Source organism: Nocardia sp. NPDC004573, assembly GCF_053602135.1.
Genome location: NZ_JBSGDA010000043.1, coordinates 1 through 23,333, shown reverse-complemented (window position 1 = coordinate 23,333; position 23,333 = coordinate 1). Strand labels below are relative to the sequence as shown.

The following is a 23,333-nucleotide window of genomic DNA, read 5'->3' as shown; positions in this document are numbered from 1 at the left end:
CGGTCCTCCCTGGCTCGGATATCAGCCAGGGTCACCGACCAGGTGGTCCATTTTGAGTTGCCGCGCAGTGATCAGTTTTCACGTTCCGCCGACATCGGTTCTGTGTGCGGCTCGAACTCCATGCACGCGACCAACCTTGTATCACCAACCGCATGTCGATCGCCGACTCAGGTGAGACCTGCGCGCGTCTTACGATGCTATGCAGCGGCTCTCTCACATGCTCCGCAGCAGCGGGGTCAGCGGTTCAACAGCTGGCTGGCGGATCTGCTCCGCAGCTATGGCGTCGACGCCAAGGCAAGGGCCTGATCCGCCAGGAATGGACCAAGACCGACTCCGGCTATCGTCCTACCTCAGTCGTCGATACCCTCCGCCGCGTCAAAGCAGAGGCGATCGAGAACGAACTGGGCCTTGTCTTCCCCAACCGCGACGGCGGCATCTGGGACCCCCACAACTTCAACCGGCTGTGGCGCCAAGCACGCGGAGAGAAGTTCGCCTGGGTCACCCCCAAGACCTTCCACAAGACCGTCGCATCCCTCGTCGCCGACCAATACGGCCCCCAAGCCGCCGCCCAGCAACTCGGTTACGTCAACGACTCCGTCACCAAACGCCACTACATCGACCAACCGACCGAAAGCACCCGACTTCACCGCAGCCCTGGGACGCCTCGCGGGATGAAAACGTGTCGTTCCGTGTCGTTCGACCCCCGAAACGGACAAAACCAGGGTCGAACTGATACGTTCGCCCTGGTCACAGCTCCCCCATCTGGACTCGAACCAGAAACCTGCCGATTAACAGTCGGCTGCTCTGCCAATTGAGCTATAGGGGATTGCCCTCGACTCGCTCGGTTGCTACCGGGCGGGCCGAGGAGAAACTCTAGCGTATCGCTGGGCGGGAGCCCAAATCGTGTCGCTACCTGCTGACTTGTCCGCGGGGACGGGGCTTGGCAATGGGGTGTCCGGATCGACAGGCGTATGGGGCGTCGGGCAGGATGGAGCGGCGAACTGGCAACTGGGAGGAGCACATCGAGATGCTGCGGTTGATCATCGGCGTGGCGGCCGGCTACGTACTCGGCAGCAAGGCCGGGCGGGCTCGCTACGAACAGATCAGCGCCGCGACCCGCGCGCTGACCGGCAGCCCGGTGACCCGCAAGCTCGTGCTCGTCGGTAGGCAGAAACTGTCGGACAAACTCAGCACTCGCCCGCGCCTGGAACCGATGGAGCCGCTCGACGAGCGGACCACCGTGCTGGTGCCGCACGACCAACTGCGCCGCTGACCTGCCGATCGGGACCGGAGGCACCGGCGGAGGTCACGCCCCGGTGGCGAAGTCCCCGTGGTTGCCCATCGCCTGGGTGAGCAGGCTCTTGCGGTACTGCTCCAGGGCGACGAGGTCGCCGAAGAGGGCGAAGTACGCCTCCGGCTGTTCGGTCGAGGAAACCCGCTGGAGTTTGGACTTGAGCTCGGCGATCTGCCTGCCGACCCAAGCCTCCTGGGTGCGCGCCAGCACCCCGGTGACGAAACGCGGGATGTCGGTCTCGGATTTCACCGGTAGCGGCTCGTTGGCCAGCTCCGAAAGCAGGGCGCGCATGGTCAGGTCGTCGGTGCGGTCGGCGACGGCATTGACCCACTCGGCGCCACCGAGCCCGGCCGCGGTACCACCCGCCTCGGCGATCAGCGTGCGCAGGACCGCGTAGGCGGGGTGAGTGAACGCCTCCGCCTCGAGCGCGTCGAAACCGGCGCCTGCCATCGCCGGGTACTGCAGCGCGGCGGCCAGCACCTGACGTTGCGGCAGGAGCGTGGGATCGTTCGGATTCGGCCGTGCCGCCGGATGTTCCGCGACCACTTCGCGCGGCGCTGGCGCACGCACCGCCCCGGCGCCGCCTCCGCCGTTGCGGTTGCGCTTGGCTTCCTCGCCGACGCGGCGCACGACGGTCTGGATGTCGTCCCAGCCGACCCAGCCCGCGAGTTTGGTGGCATAAGCCTTGCGCAGGGCGTTGTCCTTGATCTGCGCGACCACCGGCACCGCGCGGCGCAGCGCCTCCACCTGCCCCTCGGCGGTGTCCAGATTGTGATCGGCGAGCAGGCCGCGGATCACGAACTCGTACAGCGGCGTTCGCCGGGCGACCAGATCGCGCACGGCCGCGTCGCCGGAACGCTGCCGCAGCTCGCACGGGTCCTGCCCGTCCGGCGCGATGGCGATGTAGGTCTGACCGGCCAGTTTCTGATCGCCGGAGAAGGCTTTCACGGCCGCCGCCTGGCCCGCGGCGTCACCGTCGAAGGTGTAGATGATCTCGCCGCGCCAGAAGTTGTCGTCCATCATCAGGCGGCGCAACAGGGCGAGGTGTTCGTCGCCGAAGGCGGTGCCGCAGGAGGCGACCGCGGTCTTGACCCCGGCCAGGTGCATGGCCATGACGTCGGTGTAGCCCTCGACCACGACCGCCTGGTGGCCCTTGGCGATCTCGCGCTTGGCGTGGTCCAGACCGAACAGCACCTGAGACTTCTTGTACAGCAATGTCTCCGGCGTGTTGATGTACTTGCCCGGCATGGTGTCGTCATCGAAGAGCTTGCGGGCGCCGAAGCCGATGACGTCGCCGGACAGGTTCCGGATCGGCCACAGCAGCCGCCGGTGGAAGCGGTCGATCGGGCCGCGCTGACCCTGCCGGGAGAGTCCGGCGGCCTCCAGCTCTTTGAAGTCGAAACCCTTGCGAAGCAGGTGTTTGGTGAGCGTGTCCCACCCTGCCGGGGCGTACCCGCAGCCGAAAGCGTGCGCGGCGGCGGCGTCGAAATTGCGATCGGTGAGATATTTGCGGGCGGCTTCGGCTTCCGGCTCGCGCAGCTGGGCGATGTAGAACTCGTGTGCTGCCGCGTTCGCCGCGACCAGCCGGGACCGGGTGCCCCGGTCGCGCTGCACCGAGGTGCCGCCGCCTTCGTAATTGATCTGGTAACCGATCCGGTCGGCCAGTTGCTCGACCGACTCGACGAAACCGACGTGCTCGATCTTCTGCAAGAAGGCGAACACGTCGCCGCCCTCGCCGCACCCGAAGCAGTGGAAAAGGCCGTGGTTGGGGCGCACGTGGAACGACGGCGACTTCTCGTCGTGGAACGGGCACAGACCCTTCATCGAATCGGCTCCGGCGCGCTTGAGCGCGACGTACTCACCCACCACGTCTTCGATCCGGACGCGCTCGCGTATCGCCGCGATATCGCGATCAGGAAGTCGTCCGGCCACGGCAGAGAGTCTAGGCGAAGGCGGGGCCGACGCGCCCGGGCGGCTCCGCACAGCGAGTTCCGCCCGAACCGGCCGGACGGGTGACCTCCGGACGTCGCGGGCCGCGCCGAGCCGGCATCCGCTCGCCCGTGGGATCAGGAGCGATCCAGCTCCGCGCGGATCGCCGCGACGGTGCCGCTCAGCCGTGCCTGGTGAGAGCCTTGCCAGTAGATCCGGCCGCACTCCCGGCACTGCCGGAAGGTGTCGTAGTGACGACGCGTGAGCGGTTCGAGCCGATCCTCGACCTCGGCTTTGGCGACTTCGGCGACGACGCCGCCGCAGCGCAGGCAGCGGGTGAACGGCGCCAGGCACGCGCCGAGATCGAGCCGCCGGATCACCTCGACGACCTGGTCGACCGGCCGGTCGGCCCGGATGTAGACGCCGTGGGTGACGCTGCGGCGCTTCAGCAGCCCACGATCACGGGTGAGCAGGATCCGGTGCTCGGCCGCCGACACCTCGGCGAGTTCGGCGTCCTCGGCGTCCCACCGGCAGTGCACGTCCAGGCCCAGTAGACGCATCAGCTTGGCGAGGCCGCCGAGATTCACGTCCGCGAGGAACCGCGGCGCACGCAGGGGGTGGGGACGCACCCTGGTCACCCGGCCGATGTCGAGTGTCTCGAAGACGGGATAGGCGGTGATCCGCCCGCCGGGGCGCGGACGGTGGTCGAAGCCGACCGGTTGTCCGTCGACCAGGACCAGGTCGACCTCGGTGTGCGGGATGCCGGCGGCCTCGATGACGTCCTTGACGGTCTGGTGCGGGCGATAGGGCCGCCGCAGCGCGGTGTACCGCTCGCCGGGCCGCAGGAAGTCGTTCAGCTCGGCATAGACGCGCAGGACGACGGTCATTCGACGAACAGCGCCATCGACGCCGTGAACCCGTGCAGCGCGTTGCGGCCCGCGATGGGGCCGATCTCGCCCGCGGCGAAGAAGCCCGCCAGCGGGATGCCGTCGAGCAAGTCCTCGATCGTGGTGGCGTCGTGATCCGCGACCCCGAACATCCGGCGGCCACGTCCGTTGCAGGTGAACAGCAACGCACCGGCCGGACGCCCGGCCAGATCGGTGCGCGCCCGCGCCAGAGCCGCGCGCAGGTCCCGGTCCGCGCCGATCGCGTCGCGCACCTGGAATTGGACGGTGGTGCCGACCTCGACGACCTCGCCCACCTCGATCGCGCCGCTGGAAGGGTCGGCGCCGAGCAGGCCGCGGATCAGGAAGTCGCCCTGTCCGGGCTCGGCCAGATGCTCGTCGACGACGAAGCCGATCTGCAGTCCGCGCGCCATCTGTTCCTGCTGATCGGGTGGCAGCAGGGCGACGATCTCACGCAGCCGCTCGATGGGAGGCAAGCCGCCCAACCCGGTGATCACCGTGCCGTCCGCGCCGGTGACGGTGTAGGGGTAGCCGATCGGCCGGCAGCCTTGGGACACGATCGGCACGCCGTGCAGGCCGGGCAAGCGCACGCCGACCGCGCCCGAGGTGACCACGGCGTGGTCGCGGAACAGACGGCTGCCTTCGGGGCCCCGTCCGCCGCTCACCAATCCGCCCATCACGATGGTGCCGGGCAGATCCGTGTTCACGTACTCCAGCAGGAGATCGGCCGGGAAGGAATAGGGGTCGGGCAGCAGCAGGTGGAAGTCGCGTGCGGCCTTGTCGAAGCGATAACCGGCGAGCAGCCCGCCACTGGCCGTGCGGAGGAAGTCCAACTGGAAGGTCTCGGCGGCGGGCAGTCCGGTGGCCAGCCACACCGCGACCGCGGGCTCGTCCTCGATCTCGCGGCGACCCGCCACCACCGCCTGGGCCACGCAGCCGACCAGAGCGGGGACCCGGACCGTCCGGTGGACACCGGACAGCACTTCCACGGCGTCGTCGGTGTGCGCGCGGGACGCGAGCAGCACAGCGAGGGACGGCGCCTCGCCCGCGAGCTGGTCGCGGGCGAACGCTGCGGCCTCCATGCCCGCTCGCCGCGCTTCGGGCGCGGTGGAGAGCCCTACTCCGATCCGCACCCTTCCATGGTAGCCAATCGGAAGCTGGAGCGAATACCTCTGCCGCACTTCATCTTTCGTCGTCGATATGCGGAAAGACCCCTTGGCGGGCGAGGTGCCGAGGTAGCCGCCCGGTTTGCCCGTGCCACGGCCGATACAACGGAGCGGCGGGCAGGTTGCGATTCGATAGCTGTTCGGCGGCGCACGAGCTGTCAAACCGTGTTCCCAGCCGGGAGAGGTCCGGCCGTTCTGAGCGACAATGGCCGAACCACACTTTGCTTTCGGTCACGCGAGATCAGAGAGTCGGCGCAGGCCAGCGCACCGCGGCACGACCTGATGAGGACAGGCGGGAGACATCGTGAGTCAGCCGTCGCGGATCGACACGGGCGAGCTGCGCGTGCTCGTGTCGACGCTGGAGCGGCTCATCGTGGACGCCTCCCGGACAGTCGGCGAATTGAAGGCAGCCATCGCCTCCGCCGAGGCGCTCGTCAATGATGGGTTCGACCGTGCCGATGCGGCCTTCACCTCGACTGCAGCGGCGGAGATACCGGCTTCGGAGGGCGCACCCGAAGCAGCGGAAGCACCTGAGCGCAAGGCGATGCCCACCCCGTGGGCGCGGAAGACCTCGGCGACCCCGTGGTCCAGGCGCGTCGTGCGACCGTGCCCGACGGTGCCGAGCGCACCGGTCCGAGCGTCCGCGCCGCACGAGGTAGCCGTTCCCGCGGTCGAACTGTCCGCGCCGTTACGGCCACCGGCGGCTCGCTCTTCGAAATACGAATCGGTATATGGCCGCAGCGACGCCTTGGACGATCCGGCGCCCGTCCGGCGCACGGATATGGCCGACGGCTCCAGCCCACCCGCCGTCACCGTCGATTCGGCGCTGATCCAGCGGCCGGGCCGCGCGGACCGCTCCGCACCCGTCGATCGATCCGACGACACCGATGTTCGCCCGACGGATCTTCCCGGAGCCTTCGCACCGATGCATCGCACCGACGTTGCCCACCACCGGATCGATGCGCCCGACCTTTCCATCCCCGACCGACGCACCGACGCCGGATCACGCCGAACGGCTCTCCCCGACGACACGGCATCCCCCCGCCGCACCGATCACGCCGAGCACTCTGCACCGAACCAACCCACCGACACCGCGTCCCACCGCCGGGCGGGCTCTCCGGACCCGTCCGGACCGACCGAACCGACCTGCCTATCCGCCCCGCCCATCGAGACCGCGGGCTTCCAGTCGAGGAACCGGACCGACGGCGGGCCGCGACGCCCGCGGATCGACGCTGCCGAGAGAGCCGCGTTCGTGCCGGAGATGGACGTGGCGCTCCGCTTACCGCGACCGAACGGAGCCGACACCCACACGCCTCACCGAAACACCGACGACCAGAGGCCGAAGGACCGCCCAGCCGAGGCCGAACCGGGCCCCGCAAGCAACTCCGCGCCGATCCGGCAGACTCGCCTCGCCCACGAGTCGACCTCCGCCCCCACGCCCACCCCGGATTCCGACCGCTTCACATCTCACCAACACACCGACACCGTGGATGAGCCGAGGCCGAAGGACCGCCCAACGGTCGCCCAACCGGGCCCCACAAGCAACTCCAACCCGATCCGCCAGACCCGACTCGCCCAAGAGTCGACCTCAGCCCCCACGAGCAACCCTTCGTCGGACCCCACGCGCACCCCGGATTCCGACCGCTTCGCACCGGGCCACCACATCGACACCGCTGACGACCGAAGGCCGAAGGACCCTCCAGCGGACCTCCGGCCGGGACCCGAAAGCGACAACGGGCGGATCCGCCGGACCCACCTCACCGACGACTCGACCTCCGCCCATACCGGCGGCCGCGAGCCTGACAGCGCGCCCCTGCCCGAGCCGACGCGGCAGACCGATGACCGTCACGACATCGATCGTGAGGGCGGCGGTATCCACCGCGGCGGAGCGGTGCGCACCGTTGAGAGAAGCTCGCCTCAGCGAGATACCGCTACTGCTCCCGGACTCGCATCCACTCCGGAGAGCAACTCCGCACTCCTCCCGAGCGCCCAGACTCGTTCGACGATCGACACCGCAAACCGTGTCGCGCCCTCGGAGAAGACCGAGCTCCCGCGTCGTCCGGAAGCCATCCGGCACAGCGACACCCCGCCGGGCGCCACAGCCGCCCCCACCGACGGCGAAGCGGACGACGCCACGCCGAAGATCCGGACCCCACCCCCTCCAGCCCGGGTGGGCATCGCAGGGGGCTCGGGAGGTCGCCGGATAGCGGACGAGCCCGACTCCACATCGACGGACAGCACGTCCGTCCTCCGGACCGATCGCCCGGACGGCTCCGCGGCAACTCCGATGCTCGGCGGCTCCGCGCCGACTCCGATGCTCGGTGCATCCGTCCCGTCGATGATCGGTGCGCCTGCCCGGCCGATCGACCCCCCGGATTCCCCCGTCCTCCCGCACCCGACGGTCAATCCTGACGACTCGGTACCTACCCCGCGAGAGGGCGTTGCGGACAAGCCGGTTTCCGCGCCGGAGGCCGACGCCACTTCCCATCCCGATCCCGTCGCCCACTCTCGCGCCGCGAACCACCGGGCGGCCGGACCGCCGGGCGCTGGGCTCCCCCACGCCGCCGATGAACCCATGTCGCGGCGACGCACCGCCACCGGCTCCACCGCCACTCCGTGGATCGACGCCCTGCGCTTCTCCTGGATCGACGCTTCCCCCGATGCCCAGGCCGGCTCACCGAGCGCTGCGACGACGGACGCCGCCCCGCATACCGGCAAGACAGACAGTTCGCCGCGGCCCTCGGGCGGCACGGACCCCGAAGTCAGCCGAAAGCCCCGCGACACGGCTGCCCCCGCACCCGGCCGACGGGGCGAATCCGCACCCATCCCCCCGCCCGGCCGTTCCGACGCTGCCGCGCTCGGCCGAAGACCCGACGTCCCGCCCCGGCCCACGCCGATCGATGACACCACTACCGCACACCGAGCCGGACCTCCGCCGCAAAAGGTCCCCGCTGACGGCCCCGATCGTCCCGGCCCGGCGCAGCATTCGACACGCTCGCCCGGAACAGACCACGCGCGCCCCGGTCAGGCCGTCCCCCGCAGCAAAGGCTCCGCGACCTCGACGCCCGGGAGCGACTCCGCACCTCGGCAGCAGCCCGACAGCACACGCGGCGCATCCGCCCAACGGACCGATTCGGCATCCGCCCCGAAGAACAGCCGCACACCCATCGAGCGGACCGGCACAGCGCACCGCCCCGCGGCCCCTGAACAGACCGGAGGCCCCGATCCTTCCGAGGCGCTTCGCATCGCGCGGGAGATTTCGGCGCGGCATGGCTTAGAAGTCGTCGGGTTCGATACCTCGACCGTGGAGGTCCAGGTGATCCGCGAGATCGCTTCCGCCCTCGATGAGCTGCTCACGAAATACCCGATGCCGTTGCGCGGAGTCGAACTCACCGACGACGCCGAATCTCGCCCGAGGCCGGCTCGCGGGCCCGCCGAGCAGTCCGCCGAGTCCGCTATTTGGATCGTCCTGGACCGGGCCGCCTTGCATCCGCCTGCTCCCGTGGAGACGCGCAGGGTCTTCCGTCGGCGCGGCCCCGCCGAACGACCGGTGTACACGGCGGTCGCTCGCGAGTTCGCGGGGGCGCTGGACGCCGCCGGTGGGTTCCGGGCTCGGCAAGAAGCGTTGCGGACGTTGATCAACGAGTCGCTGCGTGGCGGCGGCGTAGGACTCGGACTGCTCGATCCCGGCCGGGCCTTGATCGATGGCTTCACCGAGGTGGTTCTCCGGGGCGAGCGAGCAGGGGCGTCGGCCAAGGAATTGCATGGCGCCCTGGTGAAAATGGCCCGAGCGGAGTCCTCCGACGGCCTCTCGGCGTGACGCCGCCGACGCGGGCTAGACGTTCAGCTCGACCGCGACCCGCTCCAGGCGGCTCTCGGTGTAAGAGGCGATCTGGTCCACCACGACGCGCACGCGAGCCGTGTCGTCGGTGGCGTCGTTCCAGAACGGCAGCAGCACGGGATCGAGGGTGCGTGGTGCGGTGCACAGCAAGCGGTCGGCGACAGCGAGGATGCGCTCGCGCTGGGCGGCCTGGCGCAACCGGTGCGCCGGGTCGGACATGACATACCGCAACGCGACGGTCTTGAGCAGCGCCACCTCGGCGGCGACGATGCGCGGCACCTCCAGGTCCGCGGCGTACCGGGACAACGGTTCCGGCCCGGCCACCTCCCTCGTCGCCATGATCGCTGCGGTGGCGAAGCGGCCGACGAGCTCGCTGGTGAGGCGTTTCAGCGCGACCGAGGCGGTGAACGTGCCGTCGTATCCGGACACCGCCGCGACCACCGGCAGTTCCGACAACCGCTGCGCGGCGGCGATCAGCTCGTCGGCGGCCAGCGAGTGCTGGAACTGGCCGAGCGCCGCCAGCGCGTCCTGTTCGGCGGGGTCGGCCAGCGCACGCAGATCGATCCGGCCCGCGATGACGCCGTCCTCGACGTCGTGCACCGAGTAGGCGACGTCGTCGGACCAGTCCATGATCTGGCATTCGAGGCTGCGACGCCGGTCCGGCGCGCCCTTGCGGATCCACTCCAAGCGCTCGGCATCGACCTCGTAGGCGCCGAACTTGGCGCCCGGACCCGTTCGGCCCCAAGGGTATTTGAGCGCCGCGTCGAGAGCGGCCCTGGTGAGGTTGAGGCCCGCGCTCGCGGCTTCGGGTTCGAGCACCTTGGGTTCTAGGCGGGTGAGGATGCGGAGGTTCTGCGCGTTGCCTTCGAACCCGCCGAAGGCGTCGGCGAAGGTGTCGAGGGCTTTCTCGCCGTTGTGGCCGTAGGGCGGGTGGCCGATGTCATGGGCCAATCCGGCCAGGTCGACCAGGTCCGGATCACAGCCGAGGCCGTCGGCGATGCTGCGGCCGATCTGGGCGACTTCCAGGGAGTGGGTGAGCCGCGTACGCGGGGTGTCGGCCTCGCGCGGGCCCATGACCTGCGTTTTGTCGGCCAGCCTGCGCAGCGCCGCGGAGTGCAGCACGCGAGCCCGGTCGCGCGCGAATTCGGTTCGGTGACCGGCCTCGAACTCACTGCGCGGCGGCCCGAGCCCCGCGGTCTTGGCGCCCTCGACGACGAGGCGTTCGGTGTCGTGATCGGTGTACCGGGCGCTCACCGGGCCTCACTGTCCCGCCGTGTAGGTGAAGTCCGCCGAGAAGTGGGTGAGCTGGTACCACAGCAAGGCGCCGGTCTCCCGGGCGATGCCGTGCGCCTGCGATTCGCGGGTGTAGACGGCGGGGCCGGTTCTGGTGGGGGCGGTCCACGCCGCCAGCCCTTCGTCGCGGGCCATGGTGCGCGTGCGCAGCGAGTGCCACGGATCGCTGACCAGCACCGCCGACGACATGTCCCGCGCCCGCATCGCCGTCGCCACGGCTTCGATACTGCGTAAGGTGTCCGAACCGGTTTCGACGGCGAGGATCTTGTCGCCGGGCACCCCGCGCGCCTGCAGATAGTTCTTGCCCGAGGCGGCCTCGGTGAACAGATCGCCCTCCTGCTTGCCGCCCACCGTGATGACCCGCGGCGCGACACCGGCCCGGAACAGCTTGTACGCCTGGTCGAGTCGCGCTTCGAAGACCGAGGACGGCGTCCCGGAGTACTGCGCGGCGCCGAGCACGACGATCGCGTCGGCCTTCGAGTAGTCATCGATGCGCGCGACCTGCCACACGCGGAAGGCGGTCCCGCCGACCAGCACCGCGCCCATCACCACCGAACCGACGACCAGCCGCCGCGTCCAGCGCAGCAACCCGGCGCCGAAGCCGCGTGGCCGGGCGGGGTCGGGAGCCGGGAGAGCCCGGGTGCGCATCGTTGGCAAATCCACACCCCAAGTCTGCCAGTAGCGGCGCCGCGCCTCGTCCGGTAACCGCCAGGGGGCTACCAGCCCCGCTCCTGCCAGGCCGGAAGGTCGGCGCGCTCGGCGCCGAGGGTGGTGTCGTCGCCGTGGCCGGGGTAGACGACGGCGTCGTCCGGGTAGCGATCGAAGAGTTTGGCCGAGACGTCGCCGAACAGCGAGGCGAAGTCCTCCGGGGAGGTGGTGCGGCCGACACCGCCGGGAAACAGCGAGTCGCCGGTGAACAGATGGGTGCGGCCTGCTCCGTCGGTGAGCGCGAGGGCGATCGAACCCGGCGTGTGGCCGCGCAGGTGGATGACCTCGAAGACCAGCTCACCGACGGTGACGGGGTCGCCATCGGCGAGCAACCGGTCGGGGCGCACCGGAAGCGGGTCGGCGTCGAGCGGGTGGGCCGCGGTGGGGGCGCCGGTGGCGGCGGCGGTCTCCGGCAGGGCCATCCAGTGGTCGCGGTGCTGATGGGTGGTGACGATCAGCTGAACCTGCCCGGGCGTCTCCTGCTCGACGAGTTCCGCGATGCGCGGCGCCTCGTTGGCGGCGTCGATGAGCAGCGCGGCGCCGGTGGCGGTGCATTGCACCAGGTAACAGTTGTTGTCCATGCCGCCGACCGACATCTTGACGATGCGGGCGCCGGGGACATCGCGCTGTTGCGGGTTGGAACCCGGTGCCACGTGGCCGCTGTACGGGCGATCGATGGTGATCACGGAGACGATGCTAGCGAGCTAGATTCGTGCCATGTCACTGCCGCAGCGGATCGGCCTGGCTCGCCTGCTCGTGATCAGCGTCCTGCTGGCCGCGTTCGCCCTGGCCGGGGCTCCGACAGCCGGAGCGGAACCACCCCTTCGGATGAACACCTATGTGGAGGACACGGCCGGCGCGCTCGACGAGAATCAGCGCGATCGAGTGCAAGATGCGGTGAACCGGCTCTACGCCGACCAGCGGATCCGGCTGTGGGTGGTGTACGTGGGCGACTTCGACGGACTCACTCCGCAGGACTGGTCCGCGCGCACCGCGTCGATGTCCGGCTTCGGCGAACGGGACCTGCTGCTCGCGGTGGCCACCGATGACCGCGCGTACTGGCTGGAGGGCGAATTGCCCGGCGGCGTCAGTGATTCCGAACTCGACGACATCGTGCTCGGGAAGGTCGAACCGGCCCTGCGCGACGGACGGTGGGCCGACGCGGGGGTCGCCACGGCCGACGGGCTGGACGCGGCGCTGCGTGGCGGTGGGGTGAACGTGCGCGCGCTGCTCGTGATCGCTCTGCTGGTCGTCCTGGTGGCGGGCGGCCTCGTCTGGTACGCGCGCAGACGGCGGCGCGGTCGGAGCGAGGCGGAGCTGGCGGCGGCGCGGCAACTCGATCCGGAGAACGCCGAGGCGCTGTCCGCGGTGCCGTTGGAGACGCTGCACACGCGCTCCCGGGAAATGCTGGTGGAGATCGACAACGCGATCCGCACCAGCGGCGAGGAACTCGACCTGGCCACCGGCGAGTTCGGCACCGCCGCCACCGCACCCTTCCGTACCGCCCTCGACCAGGCGAGGGCCGCCGCCGCGGAGGCGTTCGCCATCCGGCAGCGCCTCGACGACGCCATCCCGGAGACGACCGACGAACAGCGCTCCCTGCTGGTCCATTTGATCGGCACCGTCGGACGCGCCGACCGCGCCCTGGACGCACAGGTCACCGAGTTCGACGCCATGCGCGATCTGCTGCTCGACGCCGCGAACCGGCTGGACGCGCTCACCAGGGACGTCGTCGACGCCACCGCCCGGATTCCCGATTCGGACGCCGAGCTGAGCCGGCTCGCCGCCACCCATCCCGCGAGCGTTCTGGCGCCCATCCAGGACAACGTGCGGATGGCGCGGGAGCGCATCGCTTTCGCGGAGCAGAGCATCGACGCGGGACGGTCCGCGCTCGCCGAGCCGGTGGGCGAGCAGGGCGGCGCGGTCGCCGCGATTCGCTCCGCCGAGGCCGCGATCGGGCAGGCGCGCGCCTTGCTCGACGCGGTGGACAACGCCGCGGCTGCGATCCAGCAGGCGCGCGACAGCCTCCCGGGTGTGCTGGACGAGCTGCGCCGCGACCTCGCCGCCGCCGCCGAGCTCTCCGGCTACGGCGGCCCGGAGCTGGCGTACGCCCGCACCGCGGCGCAGGCCGCGCTGGCGAAGGCGACATCCACGGCGGACGCCGATCCGCTGAGCGCCTTCCACGACGCGGTCACCGCCGACGCCGATCTCGACCGCGCCATCGCGGCCGCCACCGACCGCAAACTCGCCGCCGAGGACCTGCGACGCAGGCTCGATCGGGCTCTCACCGACGCGCGCGCCCGGATCGGCGCGGCCGCCGACTACGTCACCACGCGGCGGGGCGGCATCGACGCCGAAGCGCGCACTCGCCTGTCGGAGGCACAGCGCAATCTCGACGAGGCGCAGCGGCTGAGCGCGAGCGACCCCGCCGACGCACTGCGGCGCGCGCAGACGGCAGCGGATCTGGCCGGGCGCGCGCTGCAGGCGGCGCAGGCGAGCGTCCGGGCCTGGGAGGCGTCGCGGGCTCCGTCGGCGGGCGCGCAGACGGGAGCGGTGCTCGGCGGCATCCTGCTCGAAGGGCTTCTGCGCGGCGCGGCGAGCGGCGCCCGGCACTCGGGCGGCGGCTGGAGCCCCGGTTCGTACGGTGGTTCGTCCGGCTCCCGGCGGATCGGTCGCGGGGGACGATTCTGACGACGGCTCGACCCGTCCACCAAGCGTTCCGGATCAGCGACCGCCCGCCGCCGACAACGCGGTCAGCTCGGCCCGCACCGCCTCGAGCAGGCCGTCGGTGTGCGCGCCACCGCCGAGCACGCCGACCGCGAGTTCGTGGGCGAAGGTGTAGGCGAGAAACGTGACCGCGGCCGACGCGCCCGCGGAGGAGCGAGGATGCGCGGAGACGTAGACGATCTCGTAATCGGTGAGCTCGATATCGGGGGGCGTGCGGAACACCGGGACGACGCCGGTGTTCGTCACCGCGATATGCCCGGCCAGCGAATGAATCCTGCTCGCGCCGTAGTAATCCGGAAAGTGCAGGACGGACTGCTGCACGACGCCTTCGGACAAGTCGCGCGCCAAGCGGGCCGCGATCCGCTGTGCCAGTTCGAGCGGGTTGGCGGCCGGGTCCACCCGCGCCGCGAAGGAAGCGGACCCGGCCATGTTGGTGCCCGCCGTCGCGGCGACCGGCGGCTCCAGCCGGGTGCGCAGGTCCACCGGGTACAGGCAGCCCAACGATGTCGCGCCACCGACGGTCTCCCGCGCGTACGCGCGCAGCAGCGCGGCGGTGAGCAGGCCGTTCATCGTCACGCCGGTGTTGCGGGCGAGGTCGACGATCCGGGCGGTGGCTTCCCGGTTCAGCCGCACGCGCACCGGACGGGTGAGCGTGCTCGACGCGGGCCGCGCGCTGCCGGGCGGCACGTCGCGCGCCTGCGGCGGAAGCGGTTGCGTCACGTCCTCGAATCCGGATGTCGCGCTCCTGGTGATGCCGCGTTCCGCGACATACCACTCCAGCGATTGCGGAATATCATGTGCCACAAGGTTTACCGGCTGTCGTTCGACGATGCCGGTATAGCAGTCCCACAGTCGCGACAGCAGCTCGACGCAGAAGCCCGCGTCGGCGACGCTGTGGTGAGCGAACAACGTGACCCGCCATTCGTTCGCGCCCGAACCGACGACGTCCAGATAGGCCAGTTGCACCGCGGGATCCACGGCGGGAATGCCGATCACCGCCACGTCACCCTGGCACACCGAAACCGGAGTCCATGCCGTCTCGTCCGCGGCCAGGAGATATCCCTGTCCCGCAACGTCTTCGGCGATTCGGCATCCGATCACCGGATACGCTCGCCGTAACGCCGCGAAGGCCTCCCGCAGCGCCGTCACCTCCAGCGCTCCCCGTACCGACACCGACCGGCCCGTGTAGGTGCCGTGCCGCACGAACCGCTGCTCCGACGGCGCGAGCGCACGAATCGGAGCGTCCTCATCCCTCAACACACCGCAAGGGTGCGGCACCACCGGCACAGGTGCAAACCGACCGGGCGGACGGATGCGGAAGACTGCGGGTATGAGTCTCGCGGCGCACTTGGAGAAGATCGGCCTGCCCTCGGTGGAGGCCCAGCTCGCCCATCCCACCGTGGTGGGTATCGCGGCGGGCACCCTGCCCGAACCGGTCTTCCGATCCTGGTTGGAGCAGGATTACCTGTTCCTGCTCGACTACGTCCGGGTATTCGCGCGCCTCGCCTGGCAGGCTCCGGCCGCCCATCTCGGCGACCTCGTCGACCTCGCGCACGCCACCTATCACGAGGAACTGTCGCTGCACCGCTCGCTGGCCGCCGAGTTCGGCGCCGATCTCGACGGCGCCGTGAAAGGCGGTCCGTGCGCGGCGTATACGGCGTTTCTGCTGGATTCCGCCGCGTCCTACGGCGAAGGGCTCGCCGCCTTGTATCCGTGCATGTGGGGGTACGCCACGCTCGGCGCGCGGCTGGCGCAGCGGCCGCCCGCCGAACCGCGCTACCGCCGCTGGGTCGACACCTACGCCGATCCCGGCTTCGCCGTCTTGGCCCGCCGCTGCGCGCAGATGCTCGACGAGTCCGGCGCGGACCCGGCACGCGCGGAAGCGCTGTTCCGCGAGGGTTTGGGCCACGAGCTGGCGTTCTGGGAGGTTCCGCTCTGACGCTCACGGCCGGGTGACCTACGCTCACATCGTGAGTCAGGATCACGTGCGGGCGTCCGACGCCGATCGGGAGAAGATCATCGACCGGCTGCGCCTCGCGATGAACGAAGGCAGGCTGTCGCTGGCCGAATTCGACGACCGGCTGCAACAGGTGTACGCCGCCAAGACCTATGGCGAGCTGACGCCGTTGCTGTCCGACCTTCCCGCACAACGGGATCGGCAGTCGACGGACGCAAAAGGCATCCCGCAGTGGATCATGATCATGTGGACGCCGTGGGTCTTTGTCAACGTGCTGTGCGTGGCGATCTATCTGGCCACCGGCGCGGGCTACTTCTGGCCGTTCTGGGTCGCGGTGCCGTGGGGTGCGGCGCTGCTGATCCCGACCACGATCGGCATCATCACCCGTAAGAAGAGCGGCTGATCGACAGCGCCCCGTGGCCGATGCACGACCACGGGGCGTCGCCGGGGGAACTCAGGCGCCGATCAGGTGCTGGGCCAGGTAGCCCTCCACCTTGTCCAGCGCGATGCGCTCCTGGGTCATCGTGTCGCGCTCGCGGATCGTCACCGCATGGTCTTCGAGCGTCTCGAAATCGACGGTGATGCAGAACGGCGTGCCGATCTCGTCCTGGCGGCGGTAGCGGCGGCCGATCGCGCCCGCGTCGTCGAACTCGACGTTCCAGTTCTTGCGCAGCTGTGCGGCCAGATCTTTCGCCTTCGGCGTGAGATCGGCGTTGCGCGAGAGCGGCAGCACCGCCGCCTTCACCGGCGCGAGACGGCGATCCAGGCGCAGCACCGTGCGGGTGTCCACGCCGCCCTTGGCGTTGGGCGCTTCATCCTCGGCGTACGCGTCGACCAGGAAGGCCATCAGCGAGCGGGTGAGGCCCGCCGCGGGCTCGATCACGTACGGGATGTAGCGCTCGTTGGTGTTCTGGTCGAAGAAGCTCAGTTCGGTACCGGAGTGCTCGGAGTGCGTCTTCAGGTCGAAGTCGGTGCGGTTGGCGATGCCCTCCAGCTCACCCCACTCGTTGCCCTGGAAACCGAAGCGGTACTCGATGTCGGTGGTGCCCGCGGAGTAGTGCGAGAGCTTGTCCTTCGGGTGCACGAACAGCCGCAGGTTGTCCGCGGCGATGCCGAGATCGGTGTACCAGGAGAACCGCGTCTCGATCCAATACTTGTACCACTCCTCGTCCTCGCCCGGCTTGACGAAGTACTCCATCTCCATCTGCTCGAACTCGCGGGTGCGGAAGATGAAGTTGCCGGGGGTGATCTCGTTGCGGAAGCTCTTGCCGATCTGCGCGATGCCGAAGGGCGGCTTCTTCCGCGCGGTCGTCATCACGTTGGCGAAGTTGACGAAGATGCCCTGGGCGGTCTCCGGGCGCAGGTAGTGCAGGCCCTCCTCGGACTCGATCGGGCCGAGGTAGGTCTTGAGCATCATGTTGAAGTCGCGCGGCTCGGTCCAGCGGCCGACGGTGCCGCAGTTCGGGCACGCCACCAGCTCCATCGAGACCGTGTCCGGGTCATCGATCTTGTTCTTCAGCGCGTACGCCTCCTGCAGGTGGTCCTGCCGGAAGCGGTGATGGCAGTGCAGGCACTCGACCAGCGGGTCGTTGAACACACCGACGTGGCCGGAGGCGACCCAGACCTGGCGGGGCAGGATCACCGAGGAGTCCAGACCGACGACGTCCTCGCGGCTGGTGACCATGGCGCGCCACCACTGCTTCTTGATGTTCTCCTTGAACTCGACGCCCAGCGGCCCGTAGTCCCATGCCGACTTGGTGCCTCCGTAGATCTCACCGCACGGGTACACCAGACCCCGGCGCTTGGCGAGGTTGGCAACGGTGTCCACCTTCGACTTGGGTGCCACGCGAGAATTCTCCATCCACTGCGAGTCGGATTCTTGACTTGCCTCGACACGATAGTTTTGCGTCGACGCTGCGATGGTGCCCAGCCTATCGGCAGGCCCCGCATGGGTTTCAACCGCACGGTTCGGCGTGCCCGTTTGACATGCGCACCTGTGCATATGCAAACTGGTAATGCTTTCCATTAAGGAGTTGGTGACATGACCGCCGAGACCGCCGCGGCACCGCCGCACAACCCGTATCGGTCGCCCGGACCGGCGCCGGTACCCCCGCGAACCGTACTGGAGGACGCGGGTGAGTTGTTGCGGGCGCTGGCTGCGCCCGTCCGGATTGCTATCGTGCTGCAGTTGCGCGAGTCACCGCGGTGCGTGCACGAATTGGTCGACGCGCTCGGGGTCACGCAACCACTGGTCAGTCAGCATCTGCGTATCCTCAAGGCCGCCGGTGTCGTGCACGGTGAGCGTTCGGGTCGCGAGGTGCTCTACGAACTCGTCGACGACCACCTGGCGCACATCGTCGTCGACGCCGTCGCGCACGCCGAGGAAGGGTGATTCGTGCCAGACAACACGACCGTTCCGCATAAACCGGTCGGCATCCGCAGCACCAGGCAGCGCAGCGCCATCGCCGCGCTGCTCGGTGACATCGACGAGTTCCGCTCCGCCCAGGACCTACACGACGAACTGCGCAAGCGCGGCGAGGGCATCGGCCTGACCACCGTCTACCGGACGCTGCAGTCGCTGGCCGACGCGGGCATGGTCGACGTGCTGCGCACCGACTCCGGCGAGTCGGTCTACCGCCAGTGCTCCACCGGCCACCACCATCACCTGGTGTGCCGGCATTGCGGCCGCACCGTGGAGGTGGAGGGTCCCACGGTGGAGTCCTGGGCCGAGGCGATCGCGAGCGAGCACGGCTTCACCGAGATCAGCCACACCCTCGAGGTGTTCGGCACCTGCACGACATGCGGGACGGCACGCCGACGCGACGTCTGATCGGCTCGATTGCCGGCGTGCGGGCTGCGCGAAAGGGCCGTCGTCGTCCGACAACAGCCCTTCGCAGATGATTCGATCAGCCGACCGGGACCGCACTCGGAGCCGGCGCCCGCGTCTCGGCCGGACGGCCGCGCAGCGCGGCCACACCGAGCAGCGCGAGCGCGACCGCGGCCCAGACCAGCAGCACCACCAGCGGTCCGGTCGCCGCGGCGCCGTCGAAGAAGGCGATCGAACGCAGCAGCGACGCGGCCGCACCGGGGGGCAGCAACTGCCCGATGGCGCCCCACGGCTGCGGCAGCAGCTCGGGTGCGGACGTCGCCGCCGAGAACGGGTTGCCGATCAGCAGCATGGTGAGCGCGGCGATGCCGATACCGGCCCGCCCGAGCACGGCGGCGAGCCCGACGACCGCGCCCGCCACCGCGAACGACACCAGCCCGGCGACCGCCGCGAGCGCCGGGTACGACCCGGGCACCACCGACATCCAGCCCTGGATGATCGCCATGCCGAGCAGCCCGCCGGTGACGCCGAAGGTCGTCAGTCCGATCAGTCGCCCTCCGATCGCCGGGATCAGCAGTGCCAGGAGCACACCGGCCGCGATGGCGGACATCACCAGCGGCAGCACCATCGCGCCGAACGCGGTGCCACGGGGGTCATCCGAGTCGGCGGCCACCACGTCCTCGACGCGAGCGGCGGGCGCACCGGAGAGCTGCTGACCGATCTGGGTGAGTTGCTGGGCGACAGCGGGACTCGCGCCGGAGGCGACCAGTACGCGCGGCGGCCCGTCGCCGGTGACGATCGCGCCGTACACCTCCCGGTCCTGGATCGCCGCGCGGGCGGCGGCCTCGTCCGCGGGCGTGGTGATCTCGAAGGCGCCGGGGCTGTACTCGGCGAGCTTGCCGGTGACCATCGCGGCCTGCGGGCCGGTGACGGCCAGCGGCAGGTCACGAGGCGCGATGTTCGCGGCGGGCCAGGCGAACGCGATCAGCATCAGCGCCTGGAGCAGGGCGGCGCCGAGACCGAGAGCGAACGCCCGCGACGTGGTGGTCATGGCCATCTCCTAAAAATCGAATGCTCGTTCTTTTAGTTGCGCATACCGTCGCACCGGAGCGGGGAAGTTGTCAAGAACGAATATTCGTTTTACTTTGGGCGCATGCCCCGAGTCAGCGAAGAACACCTCGAACGCCGCAGACAGCAAATTCTGGACGCCGCGCGGCGCTGCTTCGCCCGCACGGGGTTCCACGAGACCTCCATGCAGGACGTGTTCGCGGAATCCGGTCTCTCCGCCGGTGCGGTCTACCGCTACTTCAAGAGCAAGGACGAACTGATCACGGCACTCGCCACGGAGACAACGGTGTCGCTGCGCGTCGCCATGGACCAGGCGATCGGCCGCGATCCGCTGCCCACGCCCGCCGAACTGATCGCCATGATCGCCGAGGAGGTGGTGCGGCGCAGCGGGCCCGACGGCCCGGTGCGGCTGGCGCCGCAAGCCTGGGCGCTGGCCTTGGTGCATCCCCAGGCCGCGGTGATGGTCCGCGAGACGATGATCGCGATGCGCGCGCTCTGGGTGATCTACGCCGAACGCATGCGCGACAAAGGCTGGCTACCCGAAGACGCCGACATCGATGCCGTGGCCAAGGCGATCATCGGACTGCTGCCGGGATTCATCCTCCAGCACCTCATCCTCGACGATCTCGACCCGGAGACACTGGCGCGCGGCGTGCGCACCCTCCTGCCCTACGGCGAGCCCGACCGTCAGGCCATGGGCTGACCCGGGCACACCTCTACGGTTACCCCACGTAATTGTGCCGGTGATCGTCACCCTCAGGGCAGCAGGCCCTGCCTGGCCCGGCTCGCGTTGGACAGCACGAGCAACAGCATGGTGGTGAGGGCCTGGTCGTCGAGGCCCGCGGCGGGGAAGGTGTAGCGCAGGATGACATCGGCGAGCCCACCGCGGGCGATCACCGTGAGCGAACCGAATTGCAGCGAGTTGTTGCGTTCGGCGACGCGCTTGTGCAGCTGCGCCTTCAACGGCCGGTCCCAGGCCAGCACACAGGTGAGGCTCAGCACGTCCAGACCGGGCGCCAGGTTCACCGCGCGCAGCGAGGACAGCGCGCCCTCGTACTCGAAGCCCAGCGACCCGTCGGCGTCGACGCGCACCTCGATGCCGTAGCTCGACAGGCATGCCCCGGCCCGCGCCTGGAGTTCCTGCTCCGGAGTCACCGCTGCGTCCATGTTCCTGCCGCCGTTCACTTGGTGCCGCCGAAACGGCGGTCCCGCGAAGCGTACTGGAGGCAGGCCTCCCACAGGTTGCGCCGATCGAAGTCGGGGAAAAGCGTGTCCTGATAGACGAATTCGGCGTAGGCGGACTGCCAGAGGAGGAAGTTCGAGCTGCGGAACTCGCCCGAAGGGCGCAGGAACAGGTCCACGTCCGGCATGTCGGGCTCGTCGAGGTATTTCGCCACCGTCGCCTCGGTGACCTTCTCCGGATCGATCTCGCCCGCCGCCACCCGGCGCGCGATCTCCCGTGCCGCATCGGCGATCTCGGCGCGACCCCCGTAGTTGACGCACATGGTCAGCGTCATCACGGTGTTGTCCTTGGTGAGTTCCTCGGCGATCTCCAATTCCTTGATCACGCTGCGCCACAAGCGCGGCCGCCGCCCGGCCCAGCGCACCCGGACGCCCATCTCGTGCATCTCGTCCCGGCGCCTGCGGATCACGTCGCGGTTGAAGCCCATGAGGAAGCGCACCTCCTCGGGGCTGCGCCGCCAGTTCTCGGTGGAGAACGCGTAGGCCGACAGCCACTTCACGCCGATCTCGATACAGCCCTCGACGGTATCCATCAGCACCGCCTCGCCGCGCTCGTGCCCGGCGGTGCGCGGCAAGCCGCGCTCCTGGGCCCAGCGCCCGTTGCCGTCCATGACGAGCGCGACATGGTTGGGCACCAGTTCCGGCGGCAGCTGCGGCGGCCGAGCTCCCGACGGATGCGGCGCGGGCGGGCGGACGCCCACGCGCTCGGGCGCGGTCGCGGTGGCGGAGTCTCGGCGGAGGATCACGGCATCTATCCTGCCTGATCGCTTCCCTCGGCCTACCGCCGTGTTCCTTCCTGGTGAATTCCACGGTTCCCACCGGCGCCGGTGACTTATTCTTTTCCCTATCGTGATACTGGGGAGGGGTTTCTCGGACGTGACCGATTTACCAGGCACCGCGACTGCCGCGGGTTTCCGGGCCACTCGTGAACTACTCGGACTTCCGGTGCCGTGGTGCGCGCGGTTCTTCGCGGTCGCGGAGCGCACCGTCGAGCGGTGGGAGAAGGGGGCCTTCCAGATCCCCGACACCGTGGCCCGCGAACTCGCCGCCATCGCGGACGAGACCGAACAGGTGGTCGAGGCCATGGTCGACGCCATCGACGCCGGGGAGATCTCGCCCCGCCTGCACACCTACCGGACCAACGACGACTACTGCAAGCACGAGCCGGACACCCGCTATCCGGCCACCTGGCACCGTGCCGTGTGCGCCCGAGTCATGAACGAGTTGCCCCAGGTAGAGCTTCAATTCGTGGAGTAGGCGGCGGCCCGGCCTGCGGCTGCCGCCCCTTCGCCCGTCCCGGCGCCGACTCCGCACGGACCTCGCCCGGCCATATCCCCTCCGGCGGCTGCCCCGCCTGCGCCCGTCCCGGCGCTGACCGCGCAGGGAAATCGCCCGGTCGCGTCCCTACCTGCGCCCATCCCGGCGCGGCCTGCGTACGATCCTCGTCCGGGCGCGTCCCTTCCTGCGGCCGCGGTGCTCGAGTCCCACTCGGCGCGACCGTGCGTCCGGCCGTGTCCTTGGATCGCTCGACCAACGGCAGGGTGCGCAGCTGACGTTCCAGATGCCACTGCAGGTGCGCCGCGACCAGCCCGCTGGCCTGCCTGCGCACCGCCTCGGGCGTCGCCTCGACCTGGTCCCACTCCCCGCGCAACAACGCGACCAGCAGGTCGAGCACCCCGGGGGCCGGCGTCGCCGCACCCGGCGGACGGCAATGCACACACACCGCGCCGCCGGCCGCGACATGGAACGCCCGGTGCGGACCCGGTGTCGCGCACTTGGCGCACTCGTCCAACGCGGGGGCCCAGCCCGCGAAACCCATGGCGCGCAACAAGAACGCGTCCAGGATCAGTTCGTGCGGCCGCTGTTTGGCCGCGATGGCGCGCAGGGCGCTCGCGGTGAGCGCGTGCAGCCGAGGCGCGGGCGCGCGCTCCTCACCGGCCAGCCGTTCGGCGGTCTCCAGAACGGCGCACGCGGTGGTGTAGCGCCCGTAGTCGTCGATGATGTCGGCGGCGAACGCCTCCATCGTGTGCACCTGCGTGACGGTGTCCAACGTGCGCCCGGGATGCAACTGCACGTCGATGTAGGAGAACGGCTCCAACCGGGCGCCGAACCTCGACTTGGTCCGCCGCACCCCCTTGGCGACCGCGCGAACCAGTCCGTGCTGTCGCGTGAGCAGCGTGACGATGCGGTCCGCCTCGCCCAGCTTGTGCTGGCGCACCACAACCGCCTCGTCCCGATACAAACGCACGTGCCGAGTCTAATGCTGTGTTCGATTCTCCCGCGCCTTCGGCGCTGGGTGTTCGCGGCCCCTTTGTGGCTCGCGTTTGCGCGACCGCCGCTTGCTCCTTCGTCGCGTACGCGGCGGCCGCGCAAACG

21 protein-coding genes, 1 tRNA gene and 1 pseudogene are annotated in these 23,333 nt (G+C 69.8%); 9 read left to right on the top strand and 14 right to left on the bottom strand.

Annotated elements, in window-relative coordinates; genetic code table 11:
- Nucleotides 1-753 precede the first annotated feature (753 nt).
- A tRNA-Asn gene (locus ACWEKR_RS34850) sits at nucleotides 754-826 on the bottom strand.
- A gap of 201 nt (nucleotides 827-1,027) precedes the next feature.
- Here ACWEKR_RS34850 and ACWEKR_RS34845 point away from each other — a divergent pair.
- A complete protein-coding gene (locus tag ACWEKR_RS34845; RefSeq protein WP_159845410.1) occupies nucleotides 1,028-1,273 on the top strand; it encodes a hypothetical protein in 246 nt (81 codons plus the stop codon).
- 33 nt (nucleotides 1,274-1,306) lie between these two features.
- Here the strand turns inward: ACWEKR_RS34845 and dnaG are convergent, their stop codons facing one another.
- The 4 genes from dnaG to ACWEKR_RS34825 all read right to left on the bottom strand — a co-directional run bounded on the left by dnaG (nucleotide 1,307) and on the right by ACWEKR_RS34825 (nucleotide 6,179).
- On the bottom strand, nucleotides 1,307-3,226 hold the full coding sequence (gene dnaG / locus ACWEKR_RS34840) for a DNA primase (RefSeq protein WP_452358137.1): 1,920 nt from the start codon (nucleotides 3,224-3,226) through the stop codon (nucleotides 1,307-1,309).
- Between the two features lie 134 nt (nucleotides 3,227-3,360).
- Nucleotides 3,361-4,110: a Mut7-C RNAse domain-containing protein gene (locus tag ACWEKR_RS34835; RefSeq protein ID WP_452358136.1), complete on the bottom strand. Its 750-nt coding sequence runs from the start codon at nucleotides 4,108-4,110 to the stop codon at nucleotides 3,361-3,363.
- Nucleotides 4,107-5,261, bottom strand: coding sequence for an FIST signal transduction protein (locus tag ACWEKR_RS34830; protein WP_452358135.1), 1,155 nt, complete (start codon nucleotides 5,259-5,261; stop codon nucleotides 4,107-4,109). Before ACWEKR_RS34830 ends, ACWEKR_RS34835 begins: the two co-directional genes overlap by 4 nt.
- A gap of 342 nt (nucleotides 5,262-5,603) precedes the next feature.
- Nucleotides 5,604-6,179, bottom strand: coding sequence for a hypothetical protein (locus tag ACWEKR_RS34825; RefSeq protein ID WP_452358134.1), 576 nt, complete (start codon nucleotides 6,177-6,179; stop codon nucleotides 5,604-5,606).
- A 2,419-nt stretch (nucleotides 6,180-8,598) separates the two neighbouring features.
- Here ACWEKR_RS34825 and ACWEKR_RS34820 point away from each other — a divergent pair.
- On the top strand, nucleotides 8,599-9,114 hold the full coding sequence (locus ACWEKR_RS34820) for a hypothetical protein (RefSeq protein WP_452358133.1): 516 nt from the start codon (nucleotides 8,599-8,601) through the stop codon (nucleotides 9,112-9,114).
- Between the two features lie 15 nt (nucleotides 9,115-9,129).
- Here ACWEKR_RS34820 and ACWEKR_RS34815 read toward each other — a convergent pair whose 3' ends face one another.
- The 3 genes from ACWEKR_RS34815 to ACWEKR_RS34805 all read right to left on the bottom strand — a co-directional run bounded on the left by ACWEKR_RS34815 (nucleotide 9,130) and on the right by ACWEKR_RS34805 (nucleotide 11,822).
- Nucleotides 9,130-10,389 carry a deoxyguanosinetriphosphate triphosphohydrolase gene (locus tag ACWEKR_RS34815; protein WP_452358132.1) on the bottom strand — a complete coding sequence of 420 codons (1,260 nt, stop codon included), beginning with the start codon at nucleotides 10,387-10,389 and terminating at the stop codon, nucleotides 9,130-9,132.
- A gap of 6 nt (nucleotides 10,390-10,395) precedes the next feature.
- Complete coding sequence (locus tag ACWEKR_RS34810; RefSeq protein ID WP_195087269.1) at nucleotides 10,396-11,076, bottom strand: YdcF family protein; 681 nt, start codon at nucleotides 11,074-11,076, stop codon at nucleotides 10,396-10,398.
- A 68-nt stretch (nucleotides 11,077-11,144) separates the two neighbouring features.
- The gene (locus tag ACWEKR_RS34805; protein WP_452358131.1) at nucleotides 11,145-11,822 is read right to left on the bottom strand and encodes an MBL fold metallo-hydrolase; all 678 of its coding nucleotides are present in this window, start codon (nucleotides 11,820-11,822) and stop codon (nucleotides 11,145-11,147) included.
- A 31-nt stretch (nucleotides 11,823-11,853) separates the two neighbouring features.
- Between ACWEKR_RS34805 and ACWEKR_RS34800 the strand changes: the two genes are divergently transcribed.
- Complete coding sequence (locus tag ACWEKR_RS34800; protein WP_452358130.1) at nucleotides 11,854-13,827, top strand: TPM domain-containing protein; 1,974 nt, start codon at nucleotides 11,854-11,856, stop codon at nucleotides 13,825-13,827.
- 33 nt (nucleotides 13,828-13,860) lie between these two features.
- Here the strand turns inward: ACWEKR_RS34800 and ACWEKR_RS34795 are convergent, their stop codons facing one another.
- Entirely contained in the window at nucleotides 13,861-15,123 is a 1,263-nt protein-coding gene (locus ACWEKR_RS34795; RefSeq protein ID WP_452358129.1) for a phthiocerol/phthiodiolone dimycocerosyl transferase family protein, read from the bottom strand.
- A 70-nt stretch (nucleotides 15,124-15,193) separates the two neighbouring features.
- Here ACWEKR_RS34795 and ACWEKR_RS34790 point away from each other — a divergent pair, with 70 nt between their 5' ends.
- Complete coding sequence (locus ACWEKR_RS34790) at nucleotides 15,194-15,802, top strand: TenA family protein (RefSeq protein WP_452358128.1); 609 nt, start codon at nucleotides 15,194-15,196, stop codon at nucleotides 15,800-15,802.
- Between the two features lie 31 nt (nucleotides 15,803-15,833).
- Nucleotides 15,834-16,223: a DUF1707 domain-containing protein gene (locus tag ACWEKR_RS34785; RefSeq protein WP_452358127.1), complete on the top strand. Its 390-nt coding sequence runs from the start codon at nucleotides 15,834-15,836 to the stop codon at nucleotides 16,221-16,223.
- 51 nt (nucleotides 16,224-16,274) lie between these two features.
- Here the strand turns inward: ACWEKR_RS34785 and ACWEKR_RS34780 are convergent, their stop codons facing one another.
- Nucleotides 16,275-17,666 carry a glycine--tRNA ligase gene (locus tag ACWEKR_RS34780; RefSeq protein ID WP_452358126.1) on the bottom strand — a complete coding sequence of 464 codons (1,392 nt, stop codon included), beginning with the start codon at nucleotides 17,664-17,666 and terminating at the stop codon, nucleotides 16,275-16,277.
- A 195-nt stretch (nucleotides 17,667-17,861) separates the two neighbouring features.
- On the opposite strand from ACWEKR_RS34780, the gene ACWEKR_RS34775 reads away from it, so the two are divergent.
- On the top strand, nucleotides 17,862-18,212 hold the full coding sequence (locus ACWEKR_RS34775) for an ArsR/SmtB family transcription factor (protein ID WP_039796803.1): 351 nt from the start codon (nucleotides 17,862-17,864) through the stop codon (nucleotides 18,210-18,212).
- A 3-nt stretch (nucleotides 18,213-18,215) separates the two neighbouring features.
- On the top strand, nucleotides 18,216-18,650 hold the full coding sequence (locus ACWEKR_RS34770) for a Fur family transcriptional regulator (protein WP_452358125.1): 435 nt from the start codon (nucleotides 18,216-18,218) through the stop codon (nucleotides 18,648-18,650).
- Nucleotides 18,651-18,726: 76 nt separating this feature from the next.
- Here ACWEKR_RS34770 and ACWEKR_RS34765 read toward each other — a convergent pair whose 3' ends face one another.
- Nucleotides 18,727-19,698 (bottom strand): hypothetical protein, encoded by a 972-nt coding sequence (locus tag ACWEKR_RS34765; RefSeq protein ID WP_452358124.1) that lies wholly within the window; start codon nucleotides 19,696-19,698, stop codon nucleotides 18,727-18,729.
- A gap of 102 nt (nucleotides 19,699-19,800) precedes the next feature.
- On the opposite strand from ACWEKR_RS34765, the gene ACWEKR_RS34760 reads away from it, so the two are divergent.
- Complete coding sequence (locus ACWEKR_RS34760; RefSeq protein WP_452358123.1) at nucleotides 19,801-20,418, top strand: TetR/AcrR family transcriptional regulator; 618 nt, start codon at nucleotides 19,801-19,803, stop codon at nucleotides 20,416-20,418.
- 53 nt (nucleotides 20,419-20,471) lie between these two features.
- Here ACWEKR_RS34760 and ACWEKR_RS34755 read toward each other — a convergent pair whose 3' ends face one another.
- Both ACWEKR_RS34755 and ACWEKR_RS34750 read right to left on the bottom strand, forming a co-directional pair.
- Entirely contained in the window at nucleotides 20,472-20,882 is a 411-nt protein-coding gene (locus tag ACWEKR_RS34755) for a YbjN domain-containing protein (RefSeq protein WP_195086968.1), read from the bottom strand.
- 14 nt (nucleotides 20,883-20,896) lie between these two features.
- Nucleotides 20,897-21,712, bottom strand: coding sequence for an isoprenyl transferase (locus ACWEKR_RS34750; RefSeq protein ID WP_452358138.1), 816 nt, complete (start codon nucleotides 21,710-21,712; stop codon nucleotides 20,897-20,899).
- Nucleotides 21,713-21,833: 121 nt separating this feature from the next.
- Here ACWEKR_RS34750 and ACWEKR_RS34745 point away from each other — a divergent pair, with 121 nt between their 5' ends.
- Nucleotides 21,834-22,214 carry an Aca2/YdiL-like domain-containing protein gene (locus tag ACWEKR_RS34745; RefSeq protein ID WP_159845045.1) on the top strand — a complete coding sequence of 127 codons (381 nt, stop codon included), beginning with the start codon at nucleotides 21,834-21,836 and terminating at the stop codon, nucleotides 22,212-22,214.
- A 265-nt stretch (nucleotides 22,215-22,479) separates the two neighbouring features.
- Here ACWEKR_RS34745 and recO read toward each other — a convergent pair.
- Nucleotides 22,480-23,205: pseudogene (gene recO, locus ACWEKR_RS34740) on the bottom strand (DNA repair protein RecO); the annotation flags it as partial.
- Nucleotides 23,206-23,333: the final 128 nt, after the last annotated feature.